This window comes from Micromonospora sp. NPDC049891, assembly GCF_040660295.1.
Classification (GTDB): domain Bacteria; phylum Actinomycetota; class Actinomycetes; order Mycobacteriales; family Micromonosporaceae; genus Micromonospora.
On record NZ_JBFAML010000012.1, the window covers coordinates 149038 to 176036 of the forward strand.

Here is a 26999-nt window from a genome sequence, read left to right on the forward strand (position 1 = left end):
GAACTCGGGTGGACAGCGCAACGGTGGTCGTCGGGATCGACAACGGTGGCACGACCAACAACGCCACCGTGCTCACGCTCGACGGGCGGTTCCTGGTCGACAGCTTGGTGGAGACGCCGAGCCGGGTGCAGGACGGCCCGGAGGCGGCGGTGGCGGCGATGGCGGACGCCTTCGACGGCGTGCTGGCCCTCACCGGGGTGCCGCGCGACCGGGTCGCTGCGGTCGGCCTGGACACCCCCGGTCCGGCCAGCGCGAGCGGTGTCATCTCGTCGAAGGGCTCCACGAACTTCTCGCAGCCGGCGTGGCGCGGCTACGACGTGCGGGGTGCCCTCGAACGTCGGTTGGGGCTGCCGGTGGTCTACCACAACGACGGGAACGCGGCAGCGCTCTACGCCCACCACGTCCACTTCGGAGCCGAGGCGATGCGGCGCTCGTCGGTGTCGGCGATCGTCGGCACCGGACTGGGTGGTGGCCTGGTCGAGAACGGCCGGGTGATCTCGGGTGCGGCGGGCATGGCCGGCGAGCTGGGGCATGTGCAGATCCCGTTGACCACCGTGCTGGCCCCGGGGCAGCCGGTGCCGGTCTGTGCCTGTGGTTTCGCCGGAGACGTCGAGAGCGTCGTGTCGCTCACCGCGATCGAGCACAACCTGTTGCCGTACTGGCTGACCCGATTTCCGGAGCATCCGCTGGTCGGTGAGGCGCCGGAGCGGGCGGCGAAGCTGGTGCGCGGCTACGGCGAGCGGGGCGACGAACTCGCCCGCGAGATCTTCGCCCAGCAGGCGAGGGCGCTCGGCGCCCTGTTCACCATCGCGGCGAACTTCACCGATCCGCACGCCTACTTCGTGGGCGGTGGGGTGGTGGAGACGGACGCGGAGTTCCGCGACTGGTTCCTGGCCGCGGTGCGGGAACACACGCTGCTCCGCGTGGAGCAGGCCGCCCTGGCCACCTTCGCGCTGGTGCCGGACCGGGACATGGCCGGCGCGCGGGGCGTGGCGCTGGCCGCGCTGGAGGCGGTCCGCGCGCTGCCCTCGCCGCCGCCGCTGGTCGGCGACTGAGCCGAGGGCAGCGGAGGGGCTGACCGGGCCGGCGGTGCCCTTACCGGCCCGGTCAGCGGCTCTGGGGTGCGATTCCTCCGTGGCTCAGCGGGTCGGCGGAGCCTGGGCGAAGACGGTCCACGCCGACGGCGGGAAGATCAGCAACGGGCCGTACGGGTCCTTGGAGTCGCGTACGGCGACCGTGCCGGGGACGACCGCCACCTCGACGCAGGCTCCCTCGTCACCGCTGTGGCTGCTCTTGCGCCACCCGGTCACGGCCACCACCGCGTTTGTCGTCGGTGTCATCGCATTACCGTCCCTTCAGGAGTGTGAAGATTGCCTCGCGGCTGGCCGTCGGGCTGAGTGCGACGGTGCGCAGGTGCTCCATGATCTTGGTGCAGGTGCGCAGGTCACCCGGACGGTCGAGGATCATCTGCCCGGCGACCGTCTCCACGGAGGCGATGATCGGGTCCTCCGGGTCGGCGAACTCGAGGATGTGCAGTGACCCCCGGGTGCCCCGGTGGTAGCCGGCGGCCAACGGGATCACCTGGACCGTGATGTTCGGCAGCTCGCTCATCTTGAGCAGGTGGCTCAGCTGACCCTGCTGCGCGGAGTGGTCGCCCACCGGGCGGAGCAGCGCGGCCTCGTCGAGGATGGCATCGAAGATCGGAGGGTCCTCCTCGAAGACCCGCTGCTGCCGGTCCAAGCGCATGCGTACCCGCTCCTCGACGTCGTTGTCGCTGAGGGTGTGCGGCCCGCCCCGCATCACGCCGCGGATGTAGTCGGCGGTCTGCAAAAGCCCCGGCACCACCGACGGCTCGAAGTTCGCGATGGCGATGGCCTCGGCCTCCAGCGCGATGAAGTCGATGGTGCGCCGGTCGAGCAGGTACGAGTAGGACACCCACCAGCCCGGCTTACGCGCGTCCTTGGCGAGCTGGACGGCGGCCGCGACCTCGTCCGCACCGACCCCGTAGAGGGTGAGCAGGGCGCGCACGGTGGCCGGGCTGACCAGGGTCTGCGCGTTCTCGTACCGGGAGAGCGTGCTGCGAGTGCTGTTGATCTCGTCGGCTGCGGTCTCCAGGGTGAGGCCGGCGGCCTCCCGGTGGTGGCGCAGCGCGATGCCCAACCGACGGGCGCGTGCGGTCTTCGGAGCCATGTATAGATGGTCGCACGTATTTGGGAACCTGTACATGAGAGAACGCCGGTGAGAGTTGCATTCATGCCCATGAAGCTGTCAATCTGTTAGCGCGTCCTCACCGCCGGTTGTCGTGGCGACGGTGGTGGTGAGCGACCGGAGGGGATGGGGCGCGCGGCGGTCGGGTTTTCCCCCGTACCCGACCGCCGCGTGCCACGCCAGTTGGTCGGCCACCGGAAGGGAATCGACGTGCGAACTGGTCAGCGGATTTTCGGCGAGTGCCGGGGCGGCCGGCGATGACACGATTCCTGGTGGTGCTCACCGACGTCCGCCCGTACGAGGTGGACGGTCGCAATGAGCGGCTGGCCCCGGAGCGCCGCCGCCAGGTGGTCGGCGCGAGCAGTCGCGAGGCGGCCGAGCGGATCGCCGGCGCCTTCATGGCGCTGGGCATGGTGCGGGCCGGCCGGCAACGGGTCAAGGTGCTCGCCATCGGTCGCCGGCACGCGTACGGCGAACGGGAACTGGCGGGCTGACTCTCGGCGCTGTCCGATTACGCTCCGTATACTACTTGTTGACCGTTTGCGGCGGCCACGCGTTGCCGCAGGGTATCGGCTACCCGTACCCGCCACGCACAGTAAGGTCATCCGGGAGAGCGCCAGCAGTGCGTCCCGGAAAGGTGACCACAGTGACCACCCCAGGCAAGACCCGCGTGGCGATCGTCTTCGGCGGCCGCAGCCCGGAACACGGCATCTCGTGCGTCAGCGCCGGTAGTGTCCTCGGCGCGCTGGACCCGGACGAGTTCGAGGTGGTGCCGGTGGGTATCACCCGGGCCGGCCAGTGGGTGCTCACCAGCGGCGACCCGGGCCAGTTGGCGATCACCGCCCGCCGGCTGCCGGAGATCACCGCTGAGTCCGGCACGGACATCGTGCTGCGGGCCGACCCCACCGGCGGCGGGTTGCTCGTGCTCGACCCGACCGAGGGGCCCCGGGCACTCGCCGACGTGGACGTGGTCTTCCCGGTGCTGCACGGTACCTACGGTGAGGACGGCACCATCCAGGGCATGCTGGAGATGGCCGGCATCCCGTACGTCGGGGCGAAGGTGTTCGCCTCGGCCGCCGCGATGGACAAGGAGTTCACCAAGAAGCTCTGCGCCGCCGAGGGCATCCCGGTCGGTCCGTACGCGGTGCTGCGCAGCGGAACGACGCTGAGCGAGGCGGACAAGCAGCGGCTGGGCCTACCGGTCTTCGTCAAGCCCTCCCGGGCCGGCTCCTCCTTCGGCATCACCAAGGTCAACGACTGGGCGGACCTCGACGCGGCCCTCGCCACCGCCCGGGAGATCGACAGCAAGGTGCTCGTCGAGGGTGCCATCGTCGGTCGGGAGATCGAGTGCGGCGTGCTGGAGGGCGAGGCCGGCGGCGCGCCGGAGGCCTCCGTGCTCGCGGAGGTCCGGGTGGTCGGCGACTACGACTTCTACGACTTCGAGGCCAAGTACATCGACGCCGAGTCGGCCTGCGAGTACGACATCCCGGCCGACCTGCCGGAGCGGGTCACCCGGCAGGTACGCGACTACGCCGTGCGCGCCTTCACCGCGCTGGACTGCGCCGGCCTGGCCCGCGTCGACTTCTTCGTCACGCCCGAACTCGACGTGTACCTCAACGAGATCAACACGATGCCCGGCTTCACGCCGACATCGATGTTCCCCCGGATGTGGGCGGCGGCCGGCCTGGAGTACCCGAAGCTTGTCGACCGGCTCATCCGCACCGCCCTGACCCGGGGGCCCGGGCAGTTCTGAGCCCCGCTCGGCTGCGGGCGCGACCGGCCTCGACCGGGTGCGTCAGGAGGTGCAGCCGGACGGTGCCGCGCCGGACGACCGGATCGACTCGACGATGGTGGCGGAGACCGGGGAGGCCCACTGCAACGCCTCGCCGTAGAAGTGCGGCACCCGCAGGGTCACCGCGGTCTCCCGGTCGACAGTGGTCAGCTCCGTCGCGTCAGGCCCTTCCACGGCGTACCAGCAGACCGAGTTGACCAGGTAGAGGTGGTCGTCGGGCTTGATCTCCGGCTCGTCGCCACCGCAGGCCACCGTCAGAGCAGGGTCGCCGTACGCGGCGTTCTGCTCCGGCCCGGCGCTCACCGGTCGTTGCGGCAGGTCCCGGTATGAGTCGGGCAGCTGGGACAACAGGGCGCGGCAGACGACGGTCGGGCGCTCGCCAAGCTGGGGGGCGGCCATCTCGACCGGCGCGGTGGAGACCGGACCGGGCGTGGTCGCCGACGGCTGCGGCGCGGCGGCCGGCTCGTCCGGCGAGAGGTTGCTCAGCGCGAACGCACCCACCAGCAGGGCCACCGGTACCGCCACGGCCGTGGCGATCAGCGCCGCACTGCGGTTGGTACGGTCGGGTGCCTTCGCGTCCGGGCGGTCGGCCCGGGCGACGGGGGATTCAGCCTTCTCGTCCACTTACAGGCGCACCACCGAACACGTGAGGGTGCGGGTGATGCCGGGCACCATCTGCACCTTGCTGACGATCAGTTTGCCGAGCTCGTCGACGGTGTTCGCCTCGGTGAGCACGACCACGTCGTACGGCCCGGTGACCGCGTCGACGCGGACCACGCCGGCGAGATCCGCGATGAGACCGGCCACGTCACGTGCCCGGCCGACCTCTGTCTGGATGAGGATGTACGCCTGTACCACGAGTCGACCTCCCTCCGTCGCCGCCCGCCAGGCGGCCCGAAGGGAGAAAGTACCTTACGGACCAGGGCTGATCCCTATCGGTGGCCAAGGAGAAGCAGTGAGCGAGCGAAGCGGGGTGCCGGCGTGAGTGTCGCGGGTGTCGGTGAGTTCGGGCTGATCGACCGGGTGACCGCCCGGCTGTCGTACGGCTCGACCGTGCTGCTGGGCCCCGGTGACGACGCCGCGGTGGTCGCCGCGCCGGACGCCCGGGTGGTCGCCACCACCGACGTGCTGGTCGAGGGGCGGCACTTCCGCCGGGACTGGTCCGCAGCACATGACATCGGCCGGCGGGCGGCGGCGGCGAACCTGGCCGACGTGGCGGCCATGGGGGCCGAGCCGACGGCCCTGCTGGTGGCGCTCTGTGTACCGACCGACGTCGACACCGGCTGGATGGAGGAACTCGCCGACGGGCTCGGTGCCGAGGCTGCCGCTGTCGGGGCCAGCGTGGTCGGCGGGGACATGTCGGCCAGCCCCACGCTGACCATCGCGGTCACCGCACTCGGCGACCTGGGTGGTCGATCACCGGTGACCCGGGCCGGTGCCCGACCCGGTGACCTGCTCGCCCTGGCCGGCCGGACCGGCTACGCCGCGGCCGGGTTCACCGTGCTCTCCCGTGGCTTCCGGACACCCAGACTGCTGGTCGAGGCGTACCGGCGACCGGAGGTGCCCTACCCGGCCGGACCGCAGGCCGCCCGGCTCGGTGCCACCGCCATGATCGACGTCTCGGACGGGCTGCTCGCCGACCTCGGGCACGTGGCGAAGGCCAGCGGGGTGGCCGTCGACGTCAGCCGGGACGCCTTCGAGGTGCCGCCACAGATGCGGGACGCCGCGCAGGCGCTCGGCGTCGACCCGTACTCCTGGCTGTTGGCCGGTGGCGACGACCACGCGCTGGCCGCGACCTTCCCCCCGGCTACGGCCCTGCCGCCGGGCTGGCGGGCGATCGGCCGGGTCGCCGAGGGTTCCGGTGTGACGGTGGACGGCCGACCGTTCGACGGCCCGCCCGGATGGGACCATTTTCGCTGAACAGTGGCCACCCGGCGGGGCACCGACGAGCGGGTCGTACCCTGCACGGGTGCACGAAATCGAGATCCACACGGTGCCGTTCGACTCTCCGGTGGCCCAGCGGTTGATCACCGCGACCCTGGCCGACCTCGGTGCCCGGTACGGCGGCAGCGGCGACGAGACCCCTGTCGACGCGAGCGAGTTCGTACCGCCGGCCGGGGCGTTCCTGGTCGCCCGGATCGACGGGCGGCCGGTGGGGTGCGGCGGCTGGCGCAGCCACGGCGACGAGATCGCCGAGTTGAAGCGGATGTACACCGCGCCGGAGGCCCGGGGGCGGGGCGTGGCCCGCACGGTGCTGGCGGCCATCGAACGCTCGGCCCGGGAGCACGGCCGTCGGCGGATCATCCTGGAATGTGGCGACCGGCAGCCCGAGGCGATCGCGTTGTACAAGACGGCCGGCTACGAGCGGATCCCCAACTTCGGCTTCTACGCCGACGAGCCCGGCTGCCTGTCCTTCGGCCGTACCCTCTGAGCAGCCGGCCAACTGCGGACACGACGATACCGGCGGACCCGCAGGGCCCGCCGGTATCGGCTGTCGTTGTGTCCCGGTGCTGCCGCGTCAGGCGCGGGCGACCTTGCCCGCCTTGATGCAGGACGTGCAGACCTTCAGCTTCTTGGTCGTGCCGCCACCGGCCGGGGTGCGCACCGACTGGATGTTCGGGTTCCAGCGGCGGTTGGTCCGCCGGTGCGAGTGGGACACGTTGTGGCCGAAGCCCGGCCCCTTGCCACAGACGTCACACACGCTAGCCACGGGATACTCCTGGGATTGAAACGTTCATGAAGTCGCCGCCAGGCGCAGCCCGGGCAACCTGGCCAGGGTACCCGATGGGGGAACCGCCTGCCCAACCGGGCTCGGGCGCCGCCACGGCTGTCGGCGGGGCCCATCACGGGCGGGCCGAGGGGTACGCGCGCGGAAACCCGGACGAAGCGGGACCGCCCGGTGCCGGGCGAGTGTCAGCGTACGCCAGTAGGCTGCCACCGTGCTGGACACCCTCGACGCCGCCGCCGTGCGCCGCTGGTGCGCCAGCGGCCTGGCCTCGCTCAAGCGGCACCAGGGTGAGATCGACGAGCTGAACGTCTACCCGGTGCCCGACGGCGACACCGGCACCAACCTGGTGCTCACCCTCACCTCCGCGCAGCAGGCGCTGGCGATGGACCTCGACACCCACGCCGACGGCATCTCGACCGCGCACGGGCACGCGCTGCGTCTGATGGCCCGGGGCGCCCTGCTCGGCGCGCGGGGCAACTCCGGGGTGATCCTGTCGCAGATCCTGCGGGGCCTCGCCGATGCGCTGGCCGCCGCCCCGCAGGTGCGGGGCCGGGAGTTGGCCGCGGCCCTGCGCGAGGCGACCGATGCGGCCTACACGGCTGTCGCCCGTCCGGTGGAGGGCACCCTGCTCTCCGTGGTTTCGGCCGCGGCCGAGGCGGCAGGACAGGCCGGCAGCGACGAGCTGCGCGTGGTGGCCCGGGCGGCGGCGAACGCCGCTGCCGACGCGCTGGCCCGCACACCCGAGCAGTTGCCGGCGCTGGCCCGGGCGGGGGTGGTCGACGCCGGTGGGCAGGGGCTGTGCCTGCTGCTGGACGCGCTGGTCGAGGTGGTCACGGGGGAGAGCCCGGAACGGCCGGCGCCCAGCCTGCCACCGGTGCGGCCGCCGGTCACCGTCGCTCGGGAGACCGGCTCGGCGGAGTACGCCTACGAGGTGCAGTTCCTGCTCGACGCCGAGCCCGCAGCGGTGGAGCGGATGCGGGAGGTGCTGGCCACTATCGGCGACTCCCTGGTGGTCGTCGGCGACGCGGGCACCTGGCAGGTCCACGTGCACGTCAACGACGTCGGCGCGGCGATCGAGGCGGGCGTGGTGGCCGGCCGCCCGCACCAGATCGCGGTGACCCGCTTCGCCGACCAGCCGGAGCCCGTATCGTCCCGGTTGTCCGACGGGCGGGCCGCCGTGGTGGTGGCCGCCGGCGCCGGGATCGCCGAGCTGCTCGCCGCCGAGGGGGCGGTGGTGGTGCCCGGCAATCCCTCGGTCGGTGAGCTGCTGGACGCGGTACGGGCCACCGGGGCGGCTCGCGTGGTGGTGCTGCCGAACGACCCGGACGCGCAGGCGGTGGCGAACCAGGTCGCCGAGGAGGCGCACCGGCTGGGGGTGGAGGTCGCCGTGGTACCGACCCGTTCACCGGTGCAGGCGCTGGCGGCGCTGGCCGTACGCGATCCGCGGCGCCGCTTCGCCGACGACGTGATCGCGATGGCCGAGGCGGCCGGTGCCTGCCGGTACGCCGAGGTGTGCCGGGCCGGCCGCGAGGCGCTCACGGTCGCCGGTCCGTGCCGCGCCGGTGACGTGCTCGCCCTGGTCGAGGGGGAGGTGAACCTGATCGGCGCCGACCTGGTGGACACCTGCGTCGCACTTGTCGACCGGATGCTGGGCGGTGGCGGCGAACTGGTCACCCTGCTCGTCGGTGCCGACGCGCCCGACGGGTTGGTCGACGCGGTGCGGGCGCACATCACGGCACGCTGGCCCTTCGTCGAGGTGCAGGCGTACCCGGGCGGGCAACCGCACCATCCCCTGCTGGTCGGTGTCGAATGACCGCCGAGGCGTCCGACCTGGACACCCCGCTGAAGAAGCTGGTCGGTGAGAAGACCGCCAAGGCGTTGGCCGGCCACCTCGACCTGCACACCGCTGGTGACCTCATCTACCACTTCCCGCGCCGCTACGACGAGCGCGGCGAGCACACCGACATCCGCGCGTTGGACGTCGGCGAACAGGTCACCGTGCTGGCCCAGGTGCAGCGCACCGCCGTACGCCCGATGCGGCAGCGGCGGGGCAACCTGCTGGAGGTGACGGTCGGTGACGGCTCCGGGGGCAGCCTCACCCTCACCTTCTTCGGTAACCAGGCGTGGCGGGAGCGGGAGCTACGGCCCGGCCGGTGGGGGCTGTTCGCCGGGAAGGTCACCGAGTTCCGGGGCCGGCGGCAGCTCAACGGGCCGGAGTACGTCCTGCTGGGGGAGCAGACCGACACCGAGGCCGCGGCCAGCGAGCAGATCGAGGAGTTCGCCGGGGCGCTCATCCCGGTCTACCCGGCCGCCGCGGCGGTGCCCACCTGGGTGATCGCCCGCTGCGTACGGGTGGTGCTGGACACTGTCGCGCCGCCGGAGGACCCGTTGCCGGCGACGGTGCGGGCCAGCCGGAACCTGGTCGGCCTGGGCAGCGCCCTACGGGAGATCCACCGTCCGTCCAGCCGGGAGGAGCTGTACCGGGCCCGTCGGCGGCTGAAGTGGGACGAGGCGTTCGCCGTGCAGGTGACCCTGGTCCGCCGCAAGCGCGACGCCGCCGCGTCGCCCGCGCGTCCCCGCCCCGGACGCCCGGGTGGTCTGCTCGACGCGTTCGACGCCCGGCTGCCGTACGAGCTGACCGCCGGCCAGCGCGACGTCGGCGTGGAGATCGCCGCCGATCTCGCCACCGGTCATCCGATGCACCGCCTGTTGCAGGGCGAGGTCGGCTCGGGCAAGACCGTGGTGGCGCTGCGGGCGATGCTCCAGGTGGTCGACGCGGGTGGACAGGCCGCGCTGCTGGCCCCGACCGAGGTGCTCGCGGCTCAGCATCACCGGGGCATGCTCGATCTGCTCGGCCCGCTCGCCCAGGCCGGTGAGCTGGGCGCCGCCGAGCACGCGACCCGGGTGGAGCTGGTCACCGGCTCGCTTGGCGCGGCGGCTCGGCGCCGGGCGTTGGCCGAGGTCGCCAGCGGTGCGGCCGGCATCGTGCTCGGCACCCACGCCCTGCTCTACGAGGGGGTCGACTTCGCCGACCTGGGCCTGGTCGTGGTCGACGAGCAGCACCGGTTCGGGGTCGAGCAGCGGGACGCGTTGCGGGCCAAGGCGGAGCAGCCGCCGCACGTGCTGGTGATGACCGCCACCCCGATCCCGCGCACGGTGGCCATGACCGTCTACGGCGACCTGGAGATCTCCACCCTGTCCCAGCTGCCGCGCGGTCGTTCACCGATCGCCTCGCACGTGGTGCCGGCCGCCGAGAAACCGGCTTTCCTGGATCGCGCCTGGCGCCGGTTGCGCGAGGAGGTCAACGCCGGCCACCAGGCGTACGTGGTCTGCCCGCGGATCGGGGACGACACGTCCGGGACCGACGAGGAGCCGCCAGCGGTCGACGACAACGGCCGTCGGCCGCCGCTGGCGGTGACCGAGGTGGCTCCGCTGCTGGCCGACGGGCCGCTGCACGGTCTGCGGATCGGTGTCCTGCACGGCCGGTTGCCGGCCGACGAGAAGGACGCGGTGATGCGGTCCTTCGCCGCCGGAGAGCTGGACGTGCTGGTGGCCACCACGGTGGTCGAGGTGGGCGTGGACGTACCAAACGCGACGATGATGGTGGTGCTGGACGCCGAACGCTTCGGCGTCTCGCAGCTGCACCAGTTGCGGGGCCGGGTGGGTCGGGGCAGCGCACCCGGGCTCTGCCTGCTGGTGACCGAGGCGGCCGAGGGCACCGGGGCGCGGGAGCGGCTGGACGCGGTGGCCTCCACCACGGACGGCTTCAAGCTCGCCGAGCTGGACCTGGAGCAGCGGCGGGAGGGGGACGTGCTGGGTGCCACCCAGTCCGGCCGTCGTTCGCACCTACGCCTGCTGTCGTTGCTGCGCGACGCGGACCTGATCCGGGACGCGCGGGCGGAGGCGACCGCCCTGGTCGAGGAGGATCCGGAACTGACCCGGCATCCGGCGCTGGCCGCCTCGGTCGCCGCGCTCGTCGACGCCGATCGCGCCGAGTACCTCGAAAAGGGCTGACGGCACCGACCGCAGGTCCACCCGGTCGCCGGACCGGCCCGCCGGAGGTGGTTGCGGCGGTCGTGCCGGCGGCGGCTCGCGCCGCACCGGCCCTGTGGCCCACCGCCGTCCCGGAGCGGACAAGCGAACCGCCCCGGTCACCCGTGGAACGGGGTGACCGGGGCGGACACGCTCAGCTCGGCTCAGGCGGTGAAGTGGATCCGCCGCCGCCGCGCCATCACGAACAGCACCGCGCCCAGCGCCAGCAGGGCGATCGCGCCAGCGGCGATGCCGCCGGCCGCGGCACCGGTCACCGGCAGGCCCGGGGGCTCCTCGCCGCCGCCACCGCCGCCGCAGCCCTCGGGCGCGTAGACGACCTCAAGCTCCAGACCCAGCTCCGGTAGAACGACGAGCGCGGTCTCCTCGTCACCAGCCGGGAAGGTGACCTTCTCCGACGAACCAGGCGCGACGGTACGCGTCTCGGTCTTGTCGCCGTAGGTGAACTCCACCTTGACCGGCATGCCACCCTCGGGGTTGGACGCGGTCAGCCCGAAGGTCTCGCAGTCCGCGTCGGTGGTCACCGTCGGCAGCGGGCAGTCCTCGGGACGCTCCCAGGAGTACGTGCCGTTCTCGATGACCTTGCCGTCGACCAACACCTCGATCTTGCCGGCGTTCTCGGCGGGCACCACGGTCTCGTTGTCGGCCTTGCCCGGCTCGACCGTGACGGTCTTGGACCAGCCGTTCTCGCCCCGGACCTCGAACTCGACCGGGTACTTCGAGATCGAACCGTCGTTGCTCAGCGAGACGGTGACGGTGCCGTCGCAGGAGGAGGCGAAGGTGGACGCCGGGGTGGTGCAGTTCTTGTCACCGCCGTTGTACCAGCCCTGCGGACCCGACGAGCGGTTGCCGGGAGCACCCTTGTCGCCCAGCTTCTTGGAGCCGTAACGCGGGCCGTTCTCGACAAGCGGGTCGATGACCTCGTCGACGCCGCCCCAGATCAGGTCGACCTGGGTGTGGCAGTCCGGGACACCGACGTTCAGCTCGATCTCGGTCTGGCCGGCGCCGAGGAAGTCGCTGTCCGGCTCACCGTAGACGTACTGCGGGGTGGCGAACTGCGGGCGCGGCGCGAAGTACGACACCAGGGTGAAGTACTGCTTCTCGTCGCCACACAGCGGCAGGTCACCCTCCAGCTTGACCGTCGCCGTGCCCTTCGGGCCGTCGAAGGTGTGGCTGTACTTCGCCTCGCTGGCGTCGACGCACTTCGGTGCCGGGTTGCACGCGGCGTCGGCGGCGAGGTTGATGGTGCCCTCGTTGGTCCTCTCCCGGTTGTTGTCCCAGCGGGCCTCGACGATGAGCTTGGCACTCGCGGTGTCGCCCGGCACCCGCTGGACGGCCTCGACGAACCCGCCCCGGGCGATCGCGACGCCCTGGAGGTCGACGGCCTCGGCACCCGGCACGAGCACCTGGACCTGGGTCGACGGCTCGGCGGTCACCTTCTTGACGGTGGCGGCCTTGTTGCGCTCGCTGTTGACCACCTTCCACGTGATCACCCGCTCACCACTGAGCTGGTCACAGACGGCGGTGGCGGTGATGGTGGTGTGGTGGGCGGCGGCCGGGGTTGCCGCCACCGCTGCTCCGGTCATGCCGATGAGGGCGGCTGCCAGGACAGCCAGCGGTCGCCGCAGCGACAGCTTGGGTCGGATCACGCGTACTCCCGGGGTGAAGAAGAGCGTCAGGGTCGGCGCGGGCGGGACGGACGGCGCTGGCGGCACATGCCGCGCCTGAGAGGGTGCCTCCCGTGCCGATGACCGGCGGCGATGACGCCGGCACCGGGCAGACCCTAGCGAGATCGTGAGAATGGAAACAGCCCTCAGGCTGGCTTAATCATGATGTTATGAATGCGAGATCATTGATATACGGGGTGTGATTGTCTGGCGGCTTTCAGCGCCGGTGTCCGCTTTGGACGTGACCGGGCTGGTGCGCTGACGGGAGCCGGCCCAAGCGGTGGGGACCAGTGGTACGGCGGACGGGTGAACGCCCGAGGGCGCGTCGACCTGGTGGTCGGCGCGCCCTCGGTTCAGGTTCGGGTCAGCAGGGATCAGGCGGTGAAGCGCAGCCGGCGGCGGCGGGTCACCACGAACAGGGCCGCGCCAGCGGCCAGCAGCACACCGGCACCGGCGATGATGCCGCCGGTGGCGGCACCGGTGACCGGCAGACCGCCGCCACCGCCACCGTTACCGCAGTCCTCGGGCTGCTCCCAGGCCACCGGCTCGCCCTCGACGGTCTCGTCCTCGACCGTGAAGATCGGCGTGACGACCAGGCCGGGGTACGCGTCGAAGGTGACCGAGGTGGTCTCGCCCGGAACCGCCTCAAGCGTCTGGGTCGTGCCCTTCTCGGAGGTCAGGGTGATCGAGAACGGGATGCCGTCGGCCGGGTTGTTGATCAGGAAGGTCAGCTCGTCGCAGGTCTCGGTGAGCTCGAAGGTCGGCTCACCGGGCTCCGGCACCACCGGCTCGTCGGTCGGGGTCGGGGTCGGCGTCGGCTCGGTGGGCTCATCGGTCGGCGTCGGGGTCGGCGTCGGCTCGGTGGGCTCATCGGTCGGCGTCGGCGTCGGCGTCGGCTCGGTCGGCTCGTCCGTCGGCGTCGGCGTCGGGGTCGGCTCGGTCGGCTCGGTCGGCTCGTCCGTCGGGGTGGGGGTCGGGGTCGGCTCGGGCTCCGCGCACTTGCCGATGTACCGGGCCTTGCCGGTCTGGGTGTTGGTGACGGTGTGCCGGTCCTTCTTCCAGACCGCCTTGACGGTCAGGTGGGCGGCCTTGCCGCGCGGCACGATCTGCTCGCCGACCAGCGAGCCCTCACCCGCCTTCGGCAGCACGGCGCCGACGACGATGTTGGTGACCGGGGTGCGGGACGGCGTGTAGACGGCGTCCACCTCGGCGACCCAACGGGACTCGCTGTTCGAGACGGTCCACTCGACCTTCACGTCACCGTTGGCGAGCTTGCAGCCGACGCCTTGGATGATGGGGTGGTGAGCGCTGGCCGGGGCGGCGACGACGGCGACGCCGGCGAGGCCGATCAGCGCACCGGCGGCGGCTGCCGCGACGCGCCGGAAGTTCAGACGGTTCACGTCTACTCCTGAGTGGGGGAACCGGAAGCTTCGTCGGCGACGGACAGGCCCACCCGCCCCGACACCCGGCAGACCTTAGCGATCAGGCCCAACGCGCCATAGCCTTCAGGGAAACCTAAGAATGATGTTGTGAACTCGTGATCTTCCATATACGGAAGGTTCTCGGGTGAGTGCGGAGTGATCACGTGTGGGGTGCCGACCGCAGGGTTGACGTCGCGTAGCGTCGAGGACATGAGCAGGAGCGAACGATGACCCGCATCGTCGCCGGCAGCCTCGGTGGCCGGCGGATCGCCGCGCCATCCGGTGCCGGCACCCGGCCCACCTCCGATCGGGTACGCGAGGCGTTGTTCAGTGCCGTCGAGGCCGAGGTCGACCTCGACGGCGCCCGCTTCGCCGACCTCTACGCGGGCTCGGGCGCCGTCGGGCTGGAGGCGCTGTCGCGGGGAGCCGCGCACGCGCTGCTTGTCGAGTCCGACCCGCGTGCCGCCCGGGTGATCCGGGAGAACCTGTCCGCGCTTCGGGTGGGCACCTCGGCCCGGCTGGTCACCGGCAAGGTCGCCACCGTCCTGGCCGCCGGTGCCGAGGGCGATCCGTACGACGTCGTCTTCGCCGATCCGCCGTACGCGCTGCCGGACGACGGCATCCACACGATGCTCGCCGCTCTGGTGGGCGGGGGATGGCTGGCGCCGGAGGCGTTGGTGGTGGTGGAGCGGGCCAGCCGTAGCGGACCGGTTGAGTGGGTGGAAGGCGTCACTGGCCAGCGCAGTCGCCGGTACGGCGAGACCACCCTTTGGTACGGTCGCCGATCATGAGACGTGCGGTGTGTCCCGGCTCGTTCGACCCGGTCACCAACGGTCACCTCGACATCGTCGGCCGGGCCAGCCGGCTGTTCGACGAGGTGATCGTCGGCGTACTGGTCAACCAGTCGAAGAGTGGCCTGTTCACCGTCGAGGAGCGCATCGACATGCTCCGCGAGGTGACCGCTTCCTACGGCAACGTGCGGGTGGAGTCCTTCCGGGGCCTGCTTGTGGACTTCTGCCGGGCGCAGCGGGCGACCGTACTCATCAAGGGCCTGCGGGCGGTCAGCGACTTCGACTACGAGTTGCAGATGGCCCAGATGAACATCGGCCTCGCCGGGGTCGAGACGTTGTTCATGCCGACCAACCCGCTCTACTCCTTCCTCTCGTCCAGCCTGGTCAAGGACGTGGCCAAGTGGGGCGGCGACGTCACCCCCCACGTACCCGACGTGGTCAGCGAAGCCCTCAAGGCCCGCCTCACCCTCCCGCGCCCCTGACTCCCACGCTGCTTCCAACTCGCGATCTTGCAGTTCTGGTCGCCCTTCTGTCGCTTTCGACCTGGTTCGCGGGGACAGAAAGTGCAAGATCGCGCGTTGGGGTGGGGCGACACGCCCGGGGAGGGGTCGGTGCGGGGTTGGCGGTGGACGACATCATTGGGTGAAGCGGGAAACCGGCCGAAGCCCGCATGATGTAGGTCGGCCGACGAATGACAGGAGTGAGGTACCGGTGGACCCGCTCGACCGCATCGACGAACTGATCACCATCGTGGAGCAGGCGCGCTCCGTGCCGATGTCGCGCAACAACTGCATGGTCGACCGGGGTGAGATGATCGCGGCTCTCGACGAACTGCGCGCCGAGCTCCCCGCCGACCTGCGCCGCGCCGCCGCCCTGCTGGAGGAGCGGGACAAGATCATGGAGGCCGGCAAGCGGGAGGCCGACCGCATCATCAGCGAGGGTGAGGCGGAACACGCCCGCCTGGTCTCGGTGAACGAGATCACCGTCTCCGCCGAGCACGAGGGCGCGCGGATCATCGCCGAGGCGCGGGCCGAGGCGCAGCGGCTGCGCGAGGAGGTCGACGACTACGTCGACACCGCGCTTGCCAACTTCGAGCAGTTCCTCACCCGGGCGCTGGCCTCGATAGAGCGCGGCCGGGACAAGATGCACGCGTTGCGGGAGATCGGCACCTTCGCCGGTGACGAGGCGGAGCGGCCGCTGCCCTTCTGACCCGCTGAAGCCGTCGTACGGAACGTCCGCTGCCGGCCGGACTGTCCGCCACCGTCGGGATCGTCCGATGCTCCCACCGTCGGGATCGTCCGATGCTTCCGGCGTCGGGACGGCTGGTCACCCCCGGTTCGACGCTGGGGCGTCCGTCCAGGTAACCTCGTTTGTCGGCCTCTCACCGGCCGGAGTCTGACTATGCCCAAGAACTCACCCACTTCACTCGACCCCAGGTCGCCGCTGGTCCTCGACACGAGGGAGCTGCCGCGCCGACCTGGTGCTCTGCGTACCGTCGAACGGGTGGTCCCGGCACCGTCTGACCTCGGTGTGGAGTTGATCGGCGTGCCGGAGGGCGCGGGCCTCGACCTCGATCTGCGGATGGAGTCGGTGTCCGAGGGCGTGCTCGTCTCGGGGACCGTCAGCGGTCCGATCCGGGGCGAGTGCGGTCGCTGTCTGCGCGAGATCAACGACTCGGTGACGGTGACGATCCAGGAGCTGTACGCGTACGAGAACAGCACCACGGACATCACCACCGAGGAGGACGAGGTAGGTCGAATGCAGGGAGACCTGATCGACCTGGAACCGGCGTTGCGGGACGCGGTGGTGCTCGCGCTGCCGAACAACCCGCTCTGCCGCCAGGACTGCCCAGGTCTGTGCCCCGAATGCGGGGTGCACCGGGACGATCTGCCGGCCGATCACAGCCACCAGCAGATCGACCCGCGTTGGGCGGGCCTGTCGCAACTGACCCGTACAGAGGAGTAAGAACCGTGGCCGTCCCCAAGCGCAAGATGTCGCGCAGCAACACCCGGTCCCGCCGGGCGAACTGGAAGGCCGCGGCGGTCGCGACCGTCGCCTGCCCGCAGTGCAAGTCCGCGAAGCTGCCGCACGCCGCCTGCTCGGTCTGCGGCACCTACAACGGCCGCCAGGTCCTTGAGGTCTGACCCGGACGGCGCGTGACGTCTCCGACCACAGGTCGGGTGACGCACACACCCCGGCGGTCGCCCGCAACTCCGGCCGACGCCGGCCGGCCCAGGCCGGTCGGCGTCGAGGCGGAGTCGGGCGTCGCACGGATCGCCGTTGACCTCCTCGGCGGGGACGACGCTCCCGCCGTCGTGGTGGACGGCGCTCTGCGGGCGGTGCGCGACGACCCGGACCTGCACCTGCTTCTCGTCGGGCCGACCAGGGCCGCCGGCGCGTTGATCGACGCCTTGGACCCGGTACAACGGGACCGGATCACGGTCCGGCCGACGCACTCCGTCGTCGACATGGCCGACGACCCCAGCGCGGCGCGCGCCGAGACCACAGTCCGGGCGGCCGTGACGGCCGTCCGTGCCGGGTACGCTGACGCGCTGGTCTCCGCCGGCTCCACCGGCGCGACAGTCACCGCCGCCGCCCTCGGTCTCGGACGCTGGCCCGATGTGCGGCGCCCGGCCCTCGCCGCCGCGCTGCCCGCCGTCTCCGGCACCGTCGTCCTGCTCGACGTCGGTGGCTCACTGGAGCCGAGTCCGGCGACGCTCGCCCGGCACGCCGCCCTCGGTGCCGCCTACGCCGCTGTCGCCCACGGCGTCGCCGTGCCCCGGGTGGGGCTGCTCTCCGTGGGCACCGAGCCCGGTAAGGGCGACCGGGCCCGCCGGCTCGCCGACCCCATGCTCAGCGCGGCGGCGCTGCCCGGCGACGCCCGCTACGTCGGGCTCGTCGAGGGGTACGACGTCTGCCTCGGCACGCGCGCCGATGTGGTGGTCACCGACGGGTTCACCGGTAACGTGCTGCTCAAAGCCGTCGAAGGCGCGTACGCCATGGCCGGCGGGAACCCGCCCGGTGGTGGCGCGCCCCGGGCGGCCGCGCTGCTCGGAGTGGCCGGCACCGTCGTCGTCTGCCACGGCGCCGCCCGCGCCGATGACATCGCCTCCGGCATCGCCCTGGCCGCCCGTCTCTGGCGGCGCGACGCCACCGAGCGGGTCGCCGCGCTGCTTGCCGGGGACCGCACCGATCGCACGACCGACACCGAGGTACGCACATCATGAGCAACGACAAGCGCCGGCGGCCCGCAATCGGCCACCTGGAGGCCGCCTTCGGCGTCTCACTGGACCCGGAGCTGCTGGAACGCGCGCTCACCCACCGTTCGTACGCGTACGAGAACGGCGGCCTGCCCACCAACGAGCGGCTGGAGTTCCTCGGCGACTCGGTGCTGGGTGTGGTGATCACGACGGCGCTCTTCCAGAACCATCCCGACCTGCCGGAAGGTCAGCTGGCGAAGCTGCGGGCCAGTGTGGTCAACATGCGTGCGCTCGCCGACGTGGCACGCGGTCTGGGCCCCGACGGGCTCGGCCCCTACCTGCTGCTCGGCAAGGGCGAGGAGACCACGGGTGGTCGGGACAAGGCCAGCATCCTCGCCGACACCCTGGAAGCGCTGCTCGGCGCGATCTACCTGCAGTACGGGCTGGACACCGCCGCCATCGTCATCCACCGGCTGTTCGACCCGCTGATGGCCGAGTCCGCCGGCCGGGGCGCCGCGCTGGACTGGAAGACCAGCCTTCAGGAACTCACCGCCGCGCTCGGTCTCGGCGTGCCGGAGTACCGGATCGAGGGCGCCGGGCCGGACCACCTGAAGACGTTCACCGCGTGGGTGGTGGTCGCCGGCAACCGGTACGGCGGTGCCGACGGGCGGAGCAAGAAGGAGGCCGAGCAGCGGGCCGCGGAGTCGGCCTGGCGGACCCTCACCGAGCAGGCTGAGATGACCGCCGACGGCGCGGCGGACGAGCAGGTGACCGCGGCGGCGACCGGTGACGAGCGGAACCTGGTGGGCGAGGTCGAAGCCCAGGCGCACCATGCCTGAGCTGCCGGAGGTGGAGACCGTCCGGCAGGGGCTGTCCCGCTGGATCACCGGCCGCCGAATCTCCTCGGTTGAGGTGCGCCACCCCCGGGCGGTCCGTCGGCACGTGCCCGGCGGGGCGCACTTCGCCGACGTACTGGCCGGCCGGAAGGTGCTCGACGTCCGGCGGCGCGGAAAATACCTCTGGCTGCCACTGGACAGCGGTGACGCGGTCATCGGGCATCTCGGGATGTCCGGGCAACTGCTGCTGCAACCGGCGGACGCGCCCGACGAGATCCACCTACGGGTCCGGTTCCGTTTCGACGACGGCGGGCCTGAGCTGCGCTTCGTCGACCAGCGCACGTTCGGCGGGCTGTCGGTGAGCGAGGGCGGCGGCACGCTGCCGGCCGAGATCGCCCACATCGCCCGTGATCCGCTGGACCCGGAGTTCTCCGACGCGGAGTTCGTGGCCGCGCTGCGTCGGCGGCGTACCGAGGTCAAGCGGGCGCTGCTCGACCAGAGCCTGATCTCCGGCGTGGGCAACATCTACGCCGACGAGGCGCTGTGGCGGGCGGGGCTGCACGGCACCCGGTCCACCGACGCGCTGACCGGCCCGGCCGCGCAGCGGCTGCTCGCGCACGTGCGGGACGTCCTCGGTGAGGCGATCACCGCGGGTGGCACGAGCTTCGACGCCCTCTACGTCAACGTCAACGGCGAGAGCGGCTACTTCGACAGGTCGTTGAACGCGTACGGACGCGAGGGGCAGCCCTGCCGCCGCTGCGGCGCCCCGATCCGCCGCGAGCCCTTCATGAACCGCTCGTCCTACAGCTGCCCCCGCTGCCAACCCCGCCCCCGTCCCCGCCCCTGACCTTTCCTCGGCGATCTTGCACTTTTGGTCCCCGCGAAGGCCGCAAAGGGGGCGTCTCGGCGACCAGAAGTGCAAGCTCGCGGCGGAAGGGGTGGGGTCAGGGGGAGGGGCAGGGGAGGCGCCAGGCGTCGAGGGTGCGGTTCTTGCGGATGGAGGCGAAGCCGTAGCCGACGCTTGTCACGCAGAAGTCGGTGGTGGTGCCGGTGTACTCGACGTGGAACACCGGTTTGCCGGCGTCGGCGAAGGGCAGCAACTTGTCGCACTGGCGCAGCCGTACACACTCCTCGTTCACGGCGAAGTCGAAGTCCGGTGCCAGCGCGGCGACCTGCGGCAGGTCGCCCAGCAGGCCGGGGGAGAGGTCGAGCGAGCGGGCCAGCGTGGCGACCCGACGGTTGAACGTCAACTGGTGGTCGAACTCCAGGGCGAAGCCGGAACGCCTGTCGTAGCCGTCGGCGTCGGCGAACACCACAGCGCCGAAGCCCTTCCCCCGGCAGAGCCGGAACCGGTCGGCGAGCACCGGCCGCAGGGCCTCCCACCGGCGTACGTCCAACCAGACGCGCCCGGTCCGGGCCACCGTGGCACCGCGTACCTGTGCCGGATAGCGGCTGGCGTCGGGGTCGGCCGGATGCACCGATCCGATGTGCACCTGGCAGACCAGCCGGCGGCTGCGGGAACGCAGCTCCGCGGTCTGTGCGGCGGTGGTGTCGACCGGGTCGAGGACGAAGACGTCCGCCTCGACCTCCGGATCGAGCACCCCGTCCAGCTGCCACTGCCACTGCCAGTGCCGCGCCGAGGTGGCCGGCCAGCTGGTCGGTGCCCCGGGCGGCGTCAGCTCCGGCCGACAGGCGGCCACCGTGATCAGCAGAGTGAACGTCAGACCGGCGGGCAGCGCCCGGTGGTGCAGCCACCACGCCGGCCGCCCGCCCAGGCCGATCCGCATCGCCAGCTCCGCAGGTCGCGGGGCGGCATCGGGCCGCCCGAGCCGGTACGCCGGGTCTCGGCGTACCCCACCCGGTCAAACGAGCACAGACCCGACAAGGACTCGCGCTCAGCGTGGCGCGGCGAAGACCTGCGTCCAGTACGGTCCGTTGCTGCTGGCCACGCCGACGCCGATCTCGGTGAAGGAGCAGTTGAGGATGTTCTCCCGGTGCCCGGTGCTGTTCATCCAGGCGTCCATGACGGCCGCCGGCGTCCGCTGGTTCCAGGCGACGTTCTCGCCGTAGGTGCGCCAGGAGTAGTTGACCCGGTCGATCCGGTCGCCGGGGTCGCTGCCGTCGCTGCCGGTGTGCGACATGTTCTGGTGGTCGGCCTGGTCCTGGCTGTGCCGCTGGGCGGCGGTCATCAGCTTGTCGTCGATGCTCAACGCACCGCAGCCGGCCTTCGCCCGTTCGGCGTTGACAAGCGCGACCACCTCGGCCGCTTCGGCGGCGACGCCGCCGGAGGACGACGGGCTGGCCGCGGCGCCGCGGCTCGGGCTGCCCTGGCGGTCGGTGCTGAGCCGGGAGGGGGCCGTGGTGCGCGAGGGCGCGGGTTTGGGTCGGGCGGCCCGGCTCGCTGACGGCGACGCGGTGGCGGTGCTGGGGGAGACGCTGGGGGTGGGGCTCGGGCTCAGGCTCTCCGGCAGGTCGAGCGGAAGCTCCTGGTCCTCCTCCGGCGCGGCCGGCGCGCTGGCGACAGGTGCCTCGCCGGCCGTGGTGTTGGTGGGGGTGTCGTCGCCGGGCAGCGCGAGGGCCGCGACACCGATGCTCACCACGAGGGTGGCCGCCGCGGCGGCACCACCCATCACCAGGGGGCGCGGCAACCGCCGGGTCCGGCGGGCCCGGCCGGTGGGCTCGAGCCCCGGCTCGTCGACTGCGGCCAGGTCGCGGTGCCCGGTCTGCGGCGGGCCGTGGTGGGAACGGACGACCGGTTCGGCGTACGCATCGGTCTGGTCGGCGTAGCCGCCGGGTTGATCGGCGTACCGGTCGGACCGATCATCGTAGGCGTACGGGCCGTCCTGCGGTGACGCGTGGTGCGGCCAGTCGGCGCCGTGCACGGCGGTGAGGTCGTCGTCGCGGTGGTGCCGTCCGGTCTCCCGCGGGAACGAGCCGGTCTCCTGCGGGAACGAGGCGGAGGCGTCGTACCAGCCCTGTCCGGCCGTCGGATACGACTGCTCCGCCGGCTGGTAGGCCTCGGACGCCTGGTAAGGGTGCGGAGCGCCGGGCTGCCACTGCTCGGTCGGCTGGTCGCGGTACCACCCGGCGGACTGCTCCTCCGGCTCGTCGCCGAACAGGTAGGAAGACCGTGGCGCCGGCCGGTCGGTCAACCAGGCCGGCTCGTCGGTCGGCGGTTCCGGTCGCCGCGGGGTGCGCTCCGGGTCGATCGGATCATTCCAGCCGTGCACGCCTGTCGCCTCCACGGGTCAGTTAAGGGCCGGGGTGACGCTACGTGTTGTGTCTGAGCAGCAGCAATCTGGCTAAGGAAGAGTTAAGAGGAGCCTGTACGTCCGGGTGAGGTGTTCGGTGATTCCGAAGCGTAGAGTCGGGGCGTCCGGACAGAGCGTGTCCGCGCCTCGTGGCAGCCTCCCGTGACGGGTGTGGCAGACGCCGAGATGATCTACGGCCTGCGAGAACTTGACGAAGCAGGGGCTGTCGGCTCAATATGGTTATGTCGCCAGTCGCGCCCGGCCATGCCCAGAAATTGTGGGAATGGTAGTCGCGTTCACATGGGCGCGCGTTGGCCGGCCTCTCCGGCAGCGCACATCAAGGAGTAAAAATGGCGAAGGCCCTCTACGGCCACGTAGGTGCGGCGCCCGACCGGCGCCTGCTCGACGAGGTCACCCGACTGCGTGCCAGGGTTCAGTCACTGGAGTTCGAGGTCACGCGGCTGCGCGCTGAGAACGATCGGCTCGCGGCGGCTGCGGCGGAGGCGGACGATCTGCTCCGTCTGGCCGAGCCCGCGCTGACCTGACCCACCTGGTCGCCGCACAAGCGACTGCTCCACCTGGTCGCCACAACTGAACAGCACCACCGCACTGAGCGCGCCGACACGATGTGCCGGCGCGCAGCTCTGTGCGTACCCGCGCGGCATCGGCCGTTCGGTGCGGGGTTCGGTCCGGACGGTGCCCGACACCCGGCAGGCGGGTCGAGTCGCGTGCTCCACCCGGTCCCGGGTTAGTCTGCGGGTTTACCAGGGTCCGCGTAGCCGGGCGACGGTACGGCGGCCACCGGACGAGGATCGAGAAGGTGCATCTCAAGAGCCTGACGGTGAAGGGCTTCAAGTCCTTCGCCTCCGCGACGACGCTCAAGCTGGAGCCGGGGATCACCTGCGTGGTGGGCCCGAACGGCTCCGGCAAGTCCAACGTCGTCGACGCCATCGCCTGGGTGCTCGGTGAGCAGGGCGCGAAGGCGTTGCGCGGCGGCAAGATGGAGGACGTCATCTTCGCCGGCACCGCCGGTCGGGCCCCGCTGGGCCGCGCCGAGGTGACCCTCACCATCGACAACACCGACGGTGCCCTGCCGATCGAGTACACCGAGGTCTCCATCACCCGCCGGATGTTCCGCTCCGGCGAGAGCGAGTACGAGATCAACGGCGACTCCTGCCGGCTGCTCGACATCCAGGAGCTGTTGTCGGACTCCGGCATCGGCCGTGAGATGCACATCATCGTCGGGCAGGGCCGGCTCGACGGGATGCTGCACGCCAAGCCGGAGGATCGGCGGGCGTTCATCGAGGAGGCGGCCGGCGTCCTCAAGCACCGCAAGCGCAAGGAAAAGGCGCTGCGCAAGCTCGACGCGATGCAGACAAACCTCAACCGGCTCACCGACCTCACCGCCGAGCTGCGCCGACAGCTCAAGCCGCTCGGCCGGCAGGCCGAGGTGGCCCGTCGGGCCGCCGTGATCCAGGCCAACCTGCGCGACGCTCGGCTGCGGCTGCTCGCCGACGACCTCGCCACCCTGCGGACCACGCTGGACAAGGAGATCGCGGACGAGACCGCGCTCCGGCAGCGCCGTGAGCAGGTGGAGGCCGAGCACGCCGAAGTGCAGTCCCGCCTCGGCGAGCTGGAGGAGGCATTGGCCTCCGACGCTCCGCTGCTGGCCGCCGCACAGGACACCTGGTACAAGCTCTCCGCGTTGCAGGAGCGGTTCCGTTCGATCGAACAGCTCGCGGTCGAGCGACTGCGGCACCTCAGCGCCACGCCTGACGACGAGCGTCCGGGTCGGGACCCGGAGCAACTGGAGGCCGAGGCCGAACGGGTACGCGAGCAGGAGGAGGAGCTGCGCGCGGCGCTCACCGACGACCAGGTCCGGCTCGCCGAGGCGGTCGAGCACCGCCAGGAACTGGAGCGGCAGCTCGCTGCCGCCGAGCGGGAACTGGTCGCCGCCGCGAAGGCGATCGCCGACCGGCGTGAGGGTCTGGCCCGACTGACCGGGCAGGTCAACTCGGCGCGGGCCCGAACCACAAGCGCCGGCGAGGAGATCGAACGGCTCGCCGCCGCGCACACCGACGCGCTGGCGCGCGCCGAGCGGGCCCAGGCCGAGCTGGACGCGGTCGCCGAGCAGTCCACCGAGGCGGACCGCGACAACGCCGATCTGGACGCCCGGCACGCCGAGGCCGTCGCCGCCCAGGAACAGGCACAGGCCACGGTCCGGTCCCTGTCGGACGCGGAACGGGCGGCGGAGAAGGACGCCGCCACCTGGAAGGCCCGGGAGGAGGCGCTCGCCCTCGGCCTGCGCCGCAAGGACGGCGCCGGGGCCCTGCTGGCCCGCGCCGACCAGGTACCCGGCCTGCTGGGTGGCCTCGCCGGCCTGCTCACGGTGGCTCCGGGCCACGAGGCGGCCCTTGCCGCGGCGCTCGGCGGGCTGGCCGACGCGGTCGCCGTGACCGGCGTGGACGAGGCCGTCGAAGCGATGCGCCTGCTGAAGATCTCGGACGCCGGGCGGGCCGGGTTGCTGGTCGGCAGCCCGGCCGGGCCGGGGATGTCCGGCTCGGCGGACGCGCTGCGTCCGAAACTGCCCGACGGCGCCCACTGGGCACCCGACCTGGTCGACTGCGACGCCCAGATCCGGCCCGCGGTGCACCGGGCGCTGCGAGACGTGGTGCTGGTGGACGACCTGTCCGCCGCCGCCGAGGTGGTCACCGGAAACCCCGAACTGCGTGCGGTCACCCGGGAGGGTGACGTGGTCGGCGCGTACGCGGCGGCCGGCGGGTCGGCCAAGGCACCCAGTTACATCGAGGTGCAGGCGGCCGTCGAGGAGGCCCGGGCCAATCGGCTGGCGGCCGAGCGGACCAGCGCCGAACTGCGGGAACAGCTGGTCGAGGCGCGTGCCGAGGTGGCCACCGCCAAGGAGGCGGTGCAGCACGCCGCGGCGGCCAAGCGGGAGGCGGAGAGCCACCGCAACGCCGCGGCGCGGCGGCTGGCCGAACTGGGGGCCGCCGCACGGTCGGCGAAGGCGGAGACCGACCGGCTCGGCGAGTCCCGATCGCGCGCCGAGGCGGCCCGGGAACGGGACCTGACCACCCTGGCCGAGCTGGCGGAGCGGTTGCGGTTGGCGGAGGCCACCCCGCTCGACGCGGAACCCTCCACGGAGGAACGCGACCAGCTCGCCGCCATGGTGCCGCAGGCCCGGCAGAACGAGATGGAGGTCCGGCTCGCGGTGCGTACCGCCGAGGAGCGGGTCGCCTCGATCGCCGGACGGGCCGACTCGCTGCGCCGGCAGGCCGGTGCCGAGCGGGCCGCCCGGGAGCGGGCGGCGGCCCGCCGCGCGGCGCGGACCCGAGGTGCCGCCATCGCCCGCGCGGTGGCCGGTGGCGCGCGGGCGGCGTTGACCCAGCTGACCAGCAGTATCGCCCGGGCCGAGGAACACCGCGACGCGGTGGCGCGCGAGCGGGCCACCCGCGAGGCGGAGCTGCAGGAGGTGCGGGCCGCCGCGAAGCGGTTCGGTGCGGAACTGGAACGGCTCACCAGCCAGGTGCACCGGGACGAGGTGGCCCGCGCCGAGCAGCGGCTGCGTATCGAGCAGTTGGAGGCGAAGGCCGCCGAGGACTTCGGCCTGACGGTCGAGACCCTGATCGCCGAGTACGGACCGGGTCAGCTGGTGCCGCCCACCGAGGCCGAGGTGGCCGCCGCCGAGCGGGACGGCCTGGCGGTGCCCGAGCCGGTCCGCTACGAACGCCCGGTCCAGGAGAAGCGGGCCGCCAAGGCCGAACGGGAACTGGCCCTGCTCGGCAAGGTCAACCCGCTCGCCCTGGAGGAGTTCGCGGCGCTGGAGGAGCGGTACAAGTTCCTCTCCGAGCAGTTGGAGGACCTCAAGGCGACCCGGCGTGACCTGCTCACCGTGGTCAAGGACGTCGACGACCGGATTCTGGAGGTCTTCGCCAGCGCCTTCGCCGACACCGCCCGCGAGTTCGAGCAGGTCTTCACCGTGCTGTTCCCCGGCGGTGAGGGCCGGTTGATCCTCACCGACCCGGAGGATCTGCTGGCCACCGGAGTCGAGGTCGAGGCCCGCCCGCCGGGCAAGAAGATCAAGCGGTTGTCGCTGCTCTCCGGCGGTGAGCGGTCGCTGACCGCGGTGGCGATGCTGGTGGCGATCTTCCGCGCCCGGCCCAGCCCGTTCTACATCATGGACGAGGTGGAGGCGGCCCTCGACGACGTGAACCTGGGCCGGCTGATCACCCTGCTGGCCCAGCTACGGGAGAAGAGCCAGCTGATCGTCATCACCCACCAGAAGCGGACCATGGAGATCGCCGACGCGCTCTACGGTGTGACCATGCGCGGCGGGGTGACCCAGGTGATCAGTCAACGGCTCAACCGGGCCGATGGGGATGACGAGCGGCAGGGCCGCGGCGAGGAGAACGGGTAGTGGCTCGGGAACGCGCGACGGCGCTCCTGGTGGACTTCGACGGTGTGCTGCGGCGCTGGGATCCGGCGGTCGCCGCCGGCGTCGAGCGGGAGTACGGCCTCTCCGCCGGTGTGCTCGGCGAGATCGCCATGCAGTGGGGGCGGTTGCAGCCGGTGCTCACCGGTCAGGTCAGTCACGCCGACTGGATGACAAGCGTGGCCGACGCGCTCACCCCGTCCGTGGGGGACGCCGAGCGGGCCCGTGCGGCGGTGGCGCAGTGGCAGCGCTATCGCGGTGAGGTCGATCCGGAGGTGCTGGCGTTCGTCCGCGAGGTGCGGGCCGCCGGCATCCGGGTAGGGCTCGGCACCAACGCCACCGACCTGCTCGATGCCGACCTGGCCGCGCTCGATCTGACCGGCGAGTTGGACGTGGTGGTCAACTCCTCGGCCGTCGGGGTGCACAAGCCGGCACCCGAGTACTTCCAGGCAGCCTGTGCGGCGCTGGAGACCCCGCCGGCCCGGGTGCTCTTCGTCGACGACGAGGACCGGGCGATAAGCGGCGCCCGGGCGGCCGGGCTGTCGGCGTACCGCTGGAACGGGCCGGCTGACCTTCGCTACCTGCGCGCCGTGCTGGCCGGTTAG

The 26999-nt window shown here is 72.0% G+C and carries 27 protein-coding genes; 18 read left to right on the forward strand and 9 right to left on the reverse strand.

The features are described from left to right. The first annotated feature begins 8 nt into the window (after window positions 1-8). Complete coding sequence (locus AB0I71_RS17845) at window positions 9-1055, forward strand: ROK family protein (protein WP_357585861.1); 1047 nt, start codon at window positions 9-11, stop codon at window positions 1053-1055. A gap of 84 nt (window positions 1056-1139) precedes the next feature. On the opposite strand, the gene AB0I71_RS17850 is transcribed toward AB0I71_RS17845, so the two are convergent. Further along, window positions 1140-1340: a DUF397 domain-containing protein gene (locus AB0I71_RS17850; RefSeq protein WP_357585863.1), complete on the reverse strand. Its 201-nt coding sequence runs from the start codon at window positions 1338-1340 to the stop codon at window positions 1140-1142. 4 nt (window positions 1341-1344) lie between these two features. Further along, a complete protein-coding gene (locus AB0I71_RS17855; RefSeq protein WP_357585865.1) occupies window positions 1345-2190 on the reverse strand; it encodes a helix-turn-helix transcriptional regulator in 846 nt (281 codons plus the stop codon). 275 nt (window positions 2191-2465) lie between these two features. On the opposite strand from AB0I71_RS17855, the gene AB0I71_RS17860 reads away from it, so the two are divergent. Continuing rightward, window positions 2466-2702 carry a hypothetical protein gene (locus AB0I71_RS17860; RefSeq protein ID WP_099852073.1) on the forward strand — a complete coding sequence of 79 codons (237 nt, stop codon included), beginning with the start codon at window positions 2466-2468 and terminating at the stop codon, window positions 2700-2702. Window positions 2703-2854: 152 nt separating this feature from the next. Continuing rightward, window positions 2855-3961, forward strand: coding sequence for a D-alanine--D-alanine ligase family protein (locus tag AB0I71_RS17865; protein ID WP_357585867.1), 1107 nt, complete (start codon window positions 2855-2857; stop codon window positions 3959-3961). A 42-nt stretch (window positions 3962-4003) separates the two neighbouring features. Here AB0I71_RS17865 and AB0I71_RS17870 read toward each other — a convergent pair whose 3' ends face one another. Both AB0I71_RS17870 and AB0I71_RS17875 read right to left on the reverse strand, forming a co-directional pair. Then, the gene (locus AB0I71_RS17870; RefSeq protein ID WP_357585933.1) at window positions 4004-4540 is read right to left on the reverse strand and encodes a DUF3515 family protein; all 537 of its coding nucleotides are present in this window, start codon (window positions 4538-4540) and stop codon (window positions 4004-4006) included. Between the two features lie 84 nt (window positions 4541-4624). Beyond that, window positions 4625-4858 (reverse strand): Lrp/AsnC ligand binding domain-containing protein, encoded by a 234-nt coding sequence (locus AB0I71_RS17875; protein WP_013284547.1) that lies wholly within the window; start codon window positions 4856-4858, stop codon window positions 4625-4627. 123 nt (window positions 4859-4981) lie between these two features. Between AB0I71_RS17875 and AB0I71_RS17880 the strand changes: the two genes are divergently transcribed. Further along, window positions 4982-5920: a thiamine-phosphate kinase gene (locus tag AB0I71_RS17880; RefSeq protein WP_357585869.1), complete on the forward strand. Its 939-nt coding sequence runs from the start codon at window positions 4982-4984 to the stop codon at window positions 5918-5920. A gap of 49 nt (window positions 5921-5969) precedes the next feature. Further along, a complete protein-coding gene (locus tag AB0I71_RS17885) occupies window positions 5970-6431 on the forward strand; it encodes a GNAT family N-acetyltransferase (protein WP_357585871.1) in 462 nt (153 codons plus the stop codon). Between the two features lie 87 nt (window positions 6432-6518). On the opposite strand, the gene rpmB is transcribed toward AB0I71_RS17885, so the two are convergent. Next, window positions 6519-6710 (reverse strand): 50S ribosomal protein L28, encoded by a 192-nt coding sequence (gene rpmB / locus AB0I71_RS17890; RefSeq protein ID WP_093401721.1) that lies wholly within the window; start codon window positions 6708-6710, stop codon window positions 6519-6521. A gap of 229 nt (window positions 6711-6939) precedes the next feature. Here rpmB and AB0I71_RS17895 point away from each other — a divergent pair, with 229 nt between their 5' ends. Beyond that, on the forward strand, window positions 6940-8541 hold the full coding sequence (locus AB0I71_RS17895; protein ID WP_357585873.1) for a DAK2 domain-containing protein: 1602 nt from the start codon (window positions 6940-6942) through the stop codon (window positions 8539-8541). Beyond that, entirely contained in the window at window positions 8538-10742 is a 2205-nt protein-coding gene (gene recG / locus AB0I71_RS17900; RefSeq protein WP_357585875.1) for an ATP-dependent DNA helicase RecG, read from the forward strand. The genes AB0I71_RS17895 and recG overlap by 4 nt, the downstream gene beginning before the upstream one ends. A 182-nt stretch (window positions 10743-10924) precedes the next feature. On the opposite strand, the gene AB0I71_RS17905 is transcribed toward recG, so the two are convergent. Further along, on the reverse strand, window positions 10925-12427 hold the full coding sequence (locus tag AB0I71_RS17905; RefSeq protein ID WP_357585877.1) for a cell wall anchor protein: 1503 nt from the start codon (window positions 12425-12427) through the stop codon (window positions 10925-10927). Between the two features lie 392 nt (window positions 12428-12819). Then, on the reverse strand, window positions 12820-13845 hold the full coding sequence (locus AB0I71_RS17910) for an LPXTG cell wall anchor domain-containing protein (protein ID WP_357585879.1): 1026 nt from the start codon (window positions 13843-13845) through the stop codon (window positions 12820-12822). A 248-nt stretch (window positions 13846-14093) separates the two neighbouring features. Between AB0I71_RS17910 and rsmD the strand changes: the two genes are divergently transcribed. The 8 genes from rsmD to mutM all read left to right on the forward strand — a co-directional run bounded on the left by rsmD (window position 14094) and on the right by mutM (window position 19540). Then, window positions 14094-14657: a 16S rRNA (guanine(966)-N(2))-methyltransferase RsmD gene (gene rsmD / locus AB0I71_RS17915; RefSeq protein ID WP_357585881.1), complete on the forward strand. Its 564-nt coding sequence runs from the start codon at window positions 14094-14096 to the stop codon at window positions 14655-14657. Further along, complete coding sequence (coaD, locus tag AB0I71_RS17920; RefSeq protein WP_357585882.1) at window positions 14654-15139, forward strand: pantetheine-phosphate adenylyltransferase; 486 nt, start codon at window positions 14654-14656, stop codon at window positions 15137-15139. The genes rsmD and coaD overlap by 4 nt, the downstream gene beginning before the upstream one ends. A 229-nt stretch (window positions 15140-15368) precedes the next feature. After that, on the forward strand, window positions 15369-15866 hold the full coding sequence (locus AB0I71_RS17925; RefSeq protein WP_203998365.1) for a hypothetical protein: 498 nt from the start codon (window positions 15369-15371) through the stop codon (window positions 15864-15866). Window positions 15867-16058: 192 nt separating this feature from the next. Next, window positions 16059-16622, forward strand: coding sequence for a YceD family protein (locus AB0I71_RS17930; RefSeq protein ID WP_357585885.1), 564 nt, complete (start codon window positions 16059-16061; stop codon window positions 16620-16622). 5 nt (window positions 16623-16627) lie between these two features. Continuing rightward, entirely contained in the window at window positions 16628-16801 is a 174-nt protein-coding gene (rpmF, locus tag AB0I71_RS17935; RefSeq protein WP_091435485.1) for a 50S ribosomal protein L32, read from the forward strand. Between the two features lie 129 nt (window positions 16802-16930). Continuing rightward, window positions 16931-17884: a phosphate acyltransferase PlsX gene (locus AB0I71_RS17940; protein WP_357585935.1), complete on the forward strand. Its 954-nt coding sequence runs from the start codon at window positions 16931-16933 to the stop codon at window positions 17882-17884. Then, on the forward strand, window positions 17881-18696 hold the full coding sequence (gene rnc, locus AB0I71_RS17945; RefSeq protein ID WP_357585887.1) for a ribonuclease III: 816 nt from the start codon (window positions 17881-17883) through the stop codon (window positions 18694-18696). The genes AB0I71_RS17940 and rnc overlap by 4 nt, the downstream gene beginning before the upstream one ends. Then, window positions 18689-19540 (forward strand): bifunctional DNA-formamidopyrimidine glycosylase/DNA-(apurinic or apyrimidinic site) lyase, encoded by an 852-nt coding sequence (gene mutM / locus AB0I71_RS17950; RefSeq protein ID WP_357585889.1) that lies wholly within the window; start codon window positions 18689-18691, stop codon window positions 19538-19540. Before rnc ends, mutM begins: the two co-directional genes overlap by 8 nt. A 97-nt stretch (window positions 19541-19637) precedes the next feature. On the opposite strand, the gene AB0I71_RS17955 is transcribed toward mutM, so the two are convergent. After that, window positions 19638-20480 carry an endo alpha-1,4 polygalactosaminidase gene (locus AB0I71_RS17955; protein ID WP_357585891.1) on the reverse strand — a complete coding sequence of 281 codons (843 nt, stop codon included), beginning with the start codon at window positions 20478-20480 and terminating at the stop codon, window positions 19638-19640. A 108-nt stretch (window positions 20481-20588) separates the two neighbouring features. Further along, window positions 20589-21923 (reverse strand): CAP domain-containing protein, encoded by a 1335-nt coding sequence (locus tag AB0I71_RS17960; protein WP_357585893.1) that lies wholly within the window; start codon window positions 21921-21923, stop codon window positions 20589-20591. A 371-nt stretch (window positions 21924-22294) separates the two neighbouring features. Between AB0I71_RS17960 and AB0I71_RS17965 the strand changes: the two genes are divergently transcribed. The 3 genes from AB0I71_RS17965 (at window position 22295) to AB0I71_RS17975 (ending at window position 26999) form a co-directional block, all read left to right on the forward strand. Next, the gene (locus AB0I71_RS17965; protein WP_093401709.1) at window positions 22295-22489 is read left to right on the forward strand and encodes a hypothetical protein; all 195 of its coding nucleotides are present in this window, start codon (window positions 22295-22297) and stop codon (window positions 22487-22489) included. Window positions 22490-22764: 275 nt separating this feature from the next. Continuing rightward, window positions 22765-26379 carry a chromosome segregation protein SMC gene (smc, locus tag AB0I71_RS17970; protein ID WP_357585895.1) on the forward strand — a complete coding sequence of 1205 codons (3615 nt, stop codon included), beginning with the start codon at window positions 22765-22767 and terminating at the stop codon, window positions 26377-26379. Next, on the forward strand, window positions 26379-26999 hold the full coding sequence (locus tag AB0I71_RS17975) for an HAD-IA family hydrolase (protein ID WP_357585897.1): 621 nt from the start codon (window positions 26379-26381) through the stop codon (window positions 26997-26999). Before smc ends, AB0I71_RS17975 begins: the two co-directional genes overlap by 1 nt.

Bases quoted from the DNA above. Each gene is read 5' to 3' on its own strand.
- AB0I71_RS17860 (WP_099852073.1), top strand. From the start codon at position 2,466: ATGACACGATTCCTGGTGGTGCTCACCGACGTCCGCCCGTACGAGGTG.
- AB0I71_RS17930 (WP_357585885.1), top strand. From the start codon at position 16,059: ATGCCCAAGAACTCACCCACTTCACTCGACCCCAGGTCGCCGCTGGTC.
- AB0I71_RS17850 (WP_357585863.1), bottom strand. From the start codon at position 1,340: ATGACACCGACGACAAACGCGGTGGTGGCCGTGACCGGGTGGCGCAAG.
- rsmD (WP_357585881.1), top strand. From the start codon at position 14,094: ATGACCCGCATCGTCGCCGGCAGCCTCGGTGGCCGGCGGATCGCCGCG.
- recG (WP_357585875.1), top strand. From the start codon at position 8,538: ATGACCGCCGAGGCGTCCGACCTGGACACCCCGCTGAAGAAGCTGGTC.
- AB0I71_RS17955 (WP_357585891.1), bottom strand. From the start codon at position 20,480: ATGCGGATCGGCCTGGGCGGGCGGCCGGCGTGGTGGCTGCACCACCGG.
- AB0I71_RS17965 (WP_093401709.1), top strand. From the start codon at position 22,295: ATGGCGAAGGCCCTCTACGGCCACGTAGGTGCGGCGCCCGACCGGCGC.
- rnc (WP_357585887.1), top strand. From the start codon at position 17,881: ATGAGCAACGACAAGCGCCGGCGGCCCGCAATCGGCCACCTGGAGGCC.
- coaD (WP_357585882.1), top strand. From the start codon at position 14,654: ATGAGACGTGCGGTGTGTCCCGGCTCGTTCGACCCGGTCACCAACGGT.
- AB0I71_RS17855 (WP_357585865.1), bottom strand. From the start codon at position 2,190: ATGGCTCCGAAGACCGCACGCGCCCGTCGGTTGGGCATCGCGCTGCGC.
- mutM (WP_357585889.1), top strand. From the start codon at position 18,689: ATGCCTGAGCTGCCGGAGGTGGAGACCGTCCGGCAGGGGCTGTCCCGC.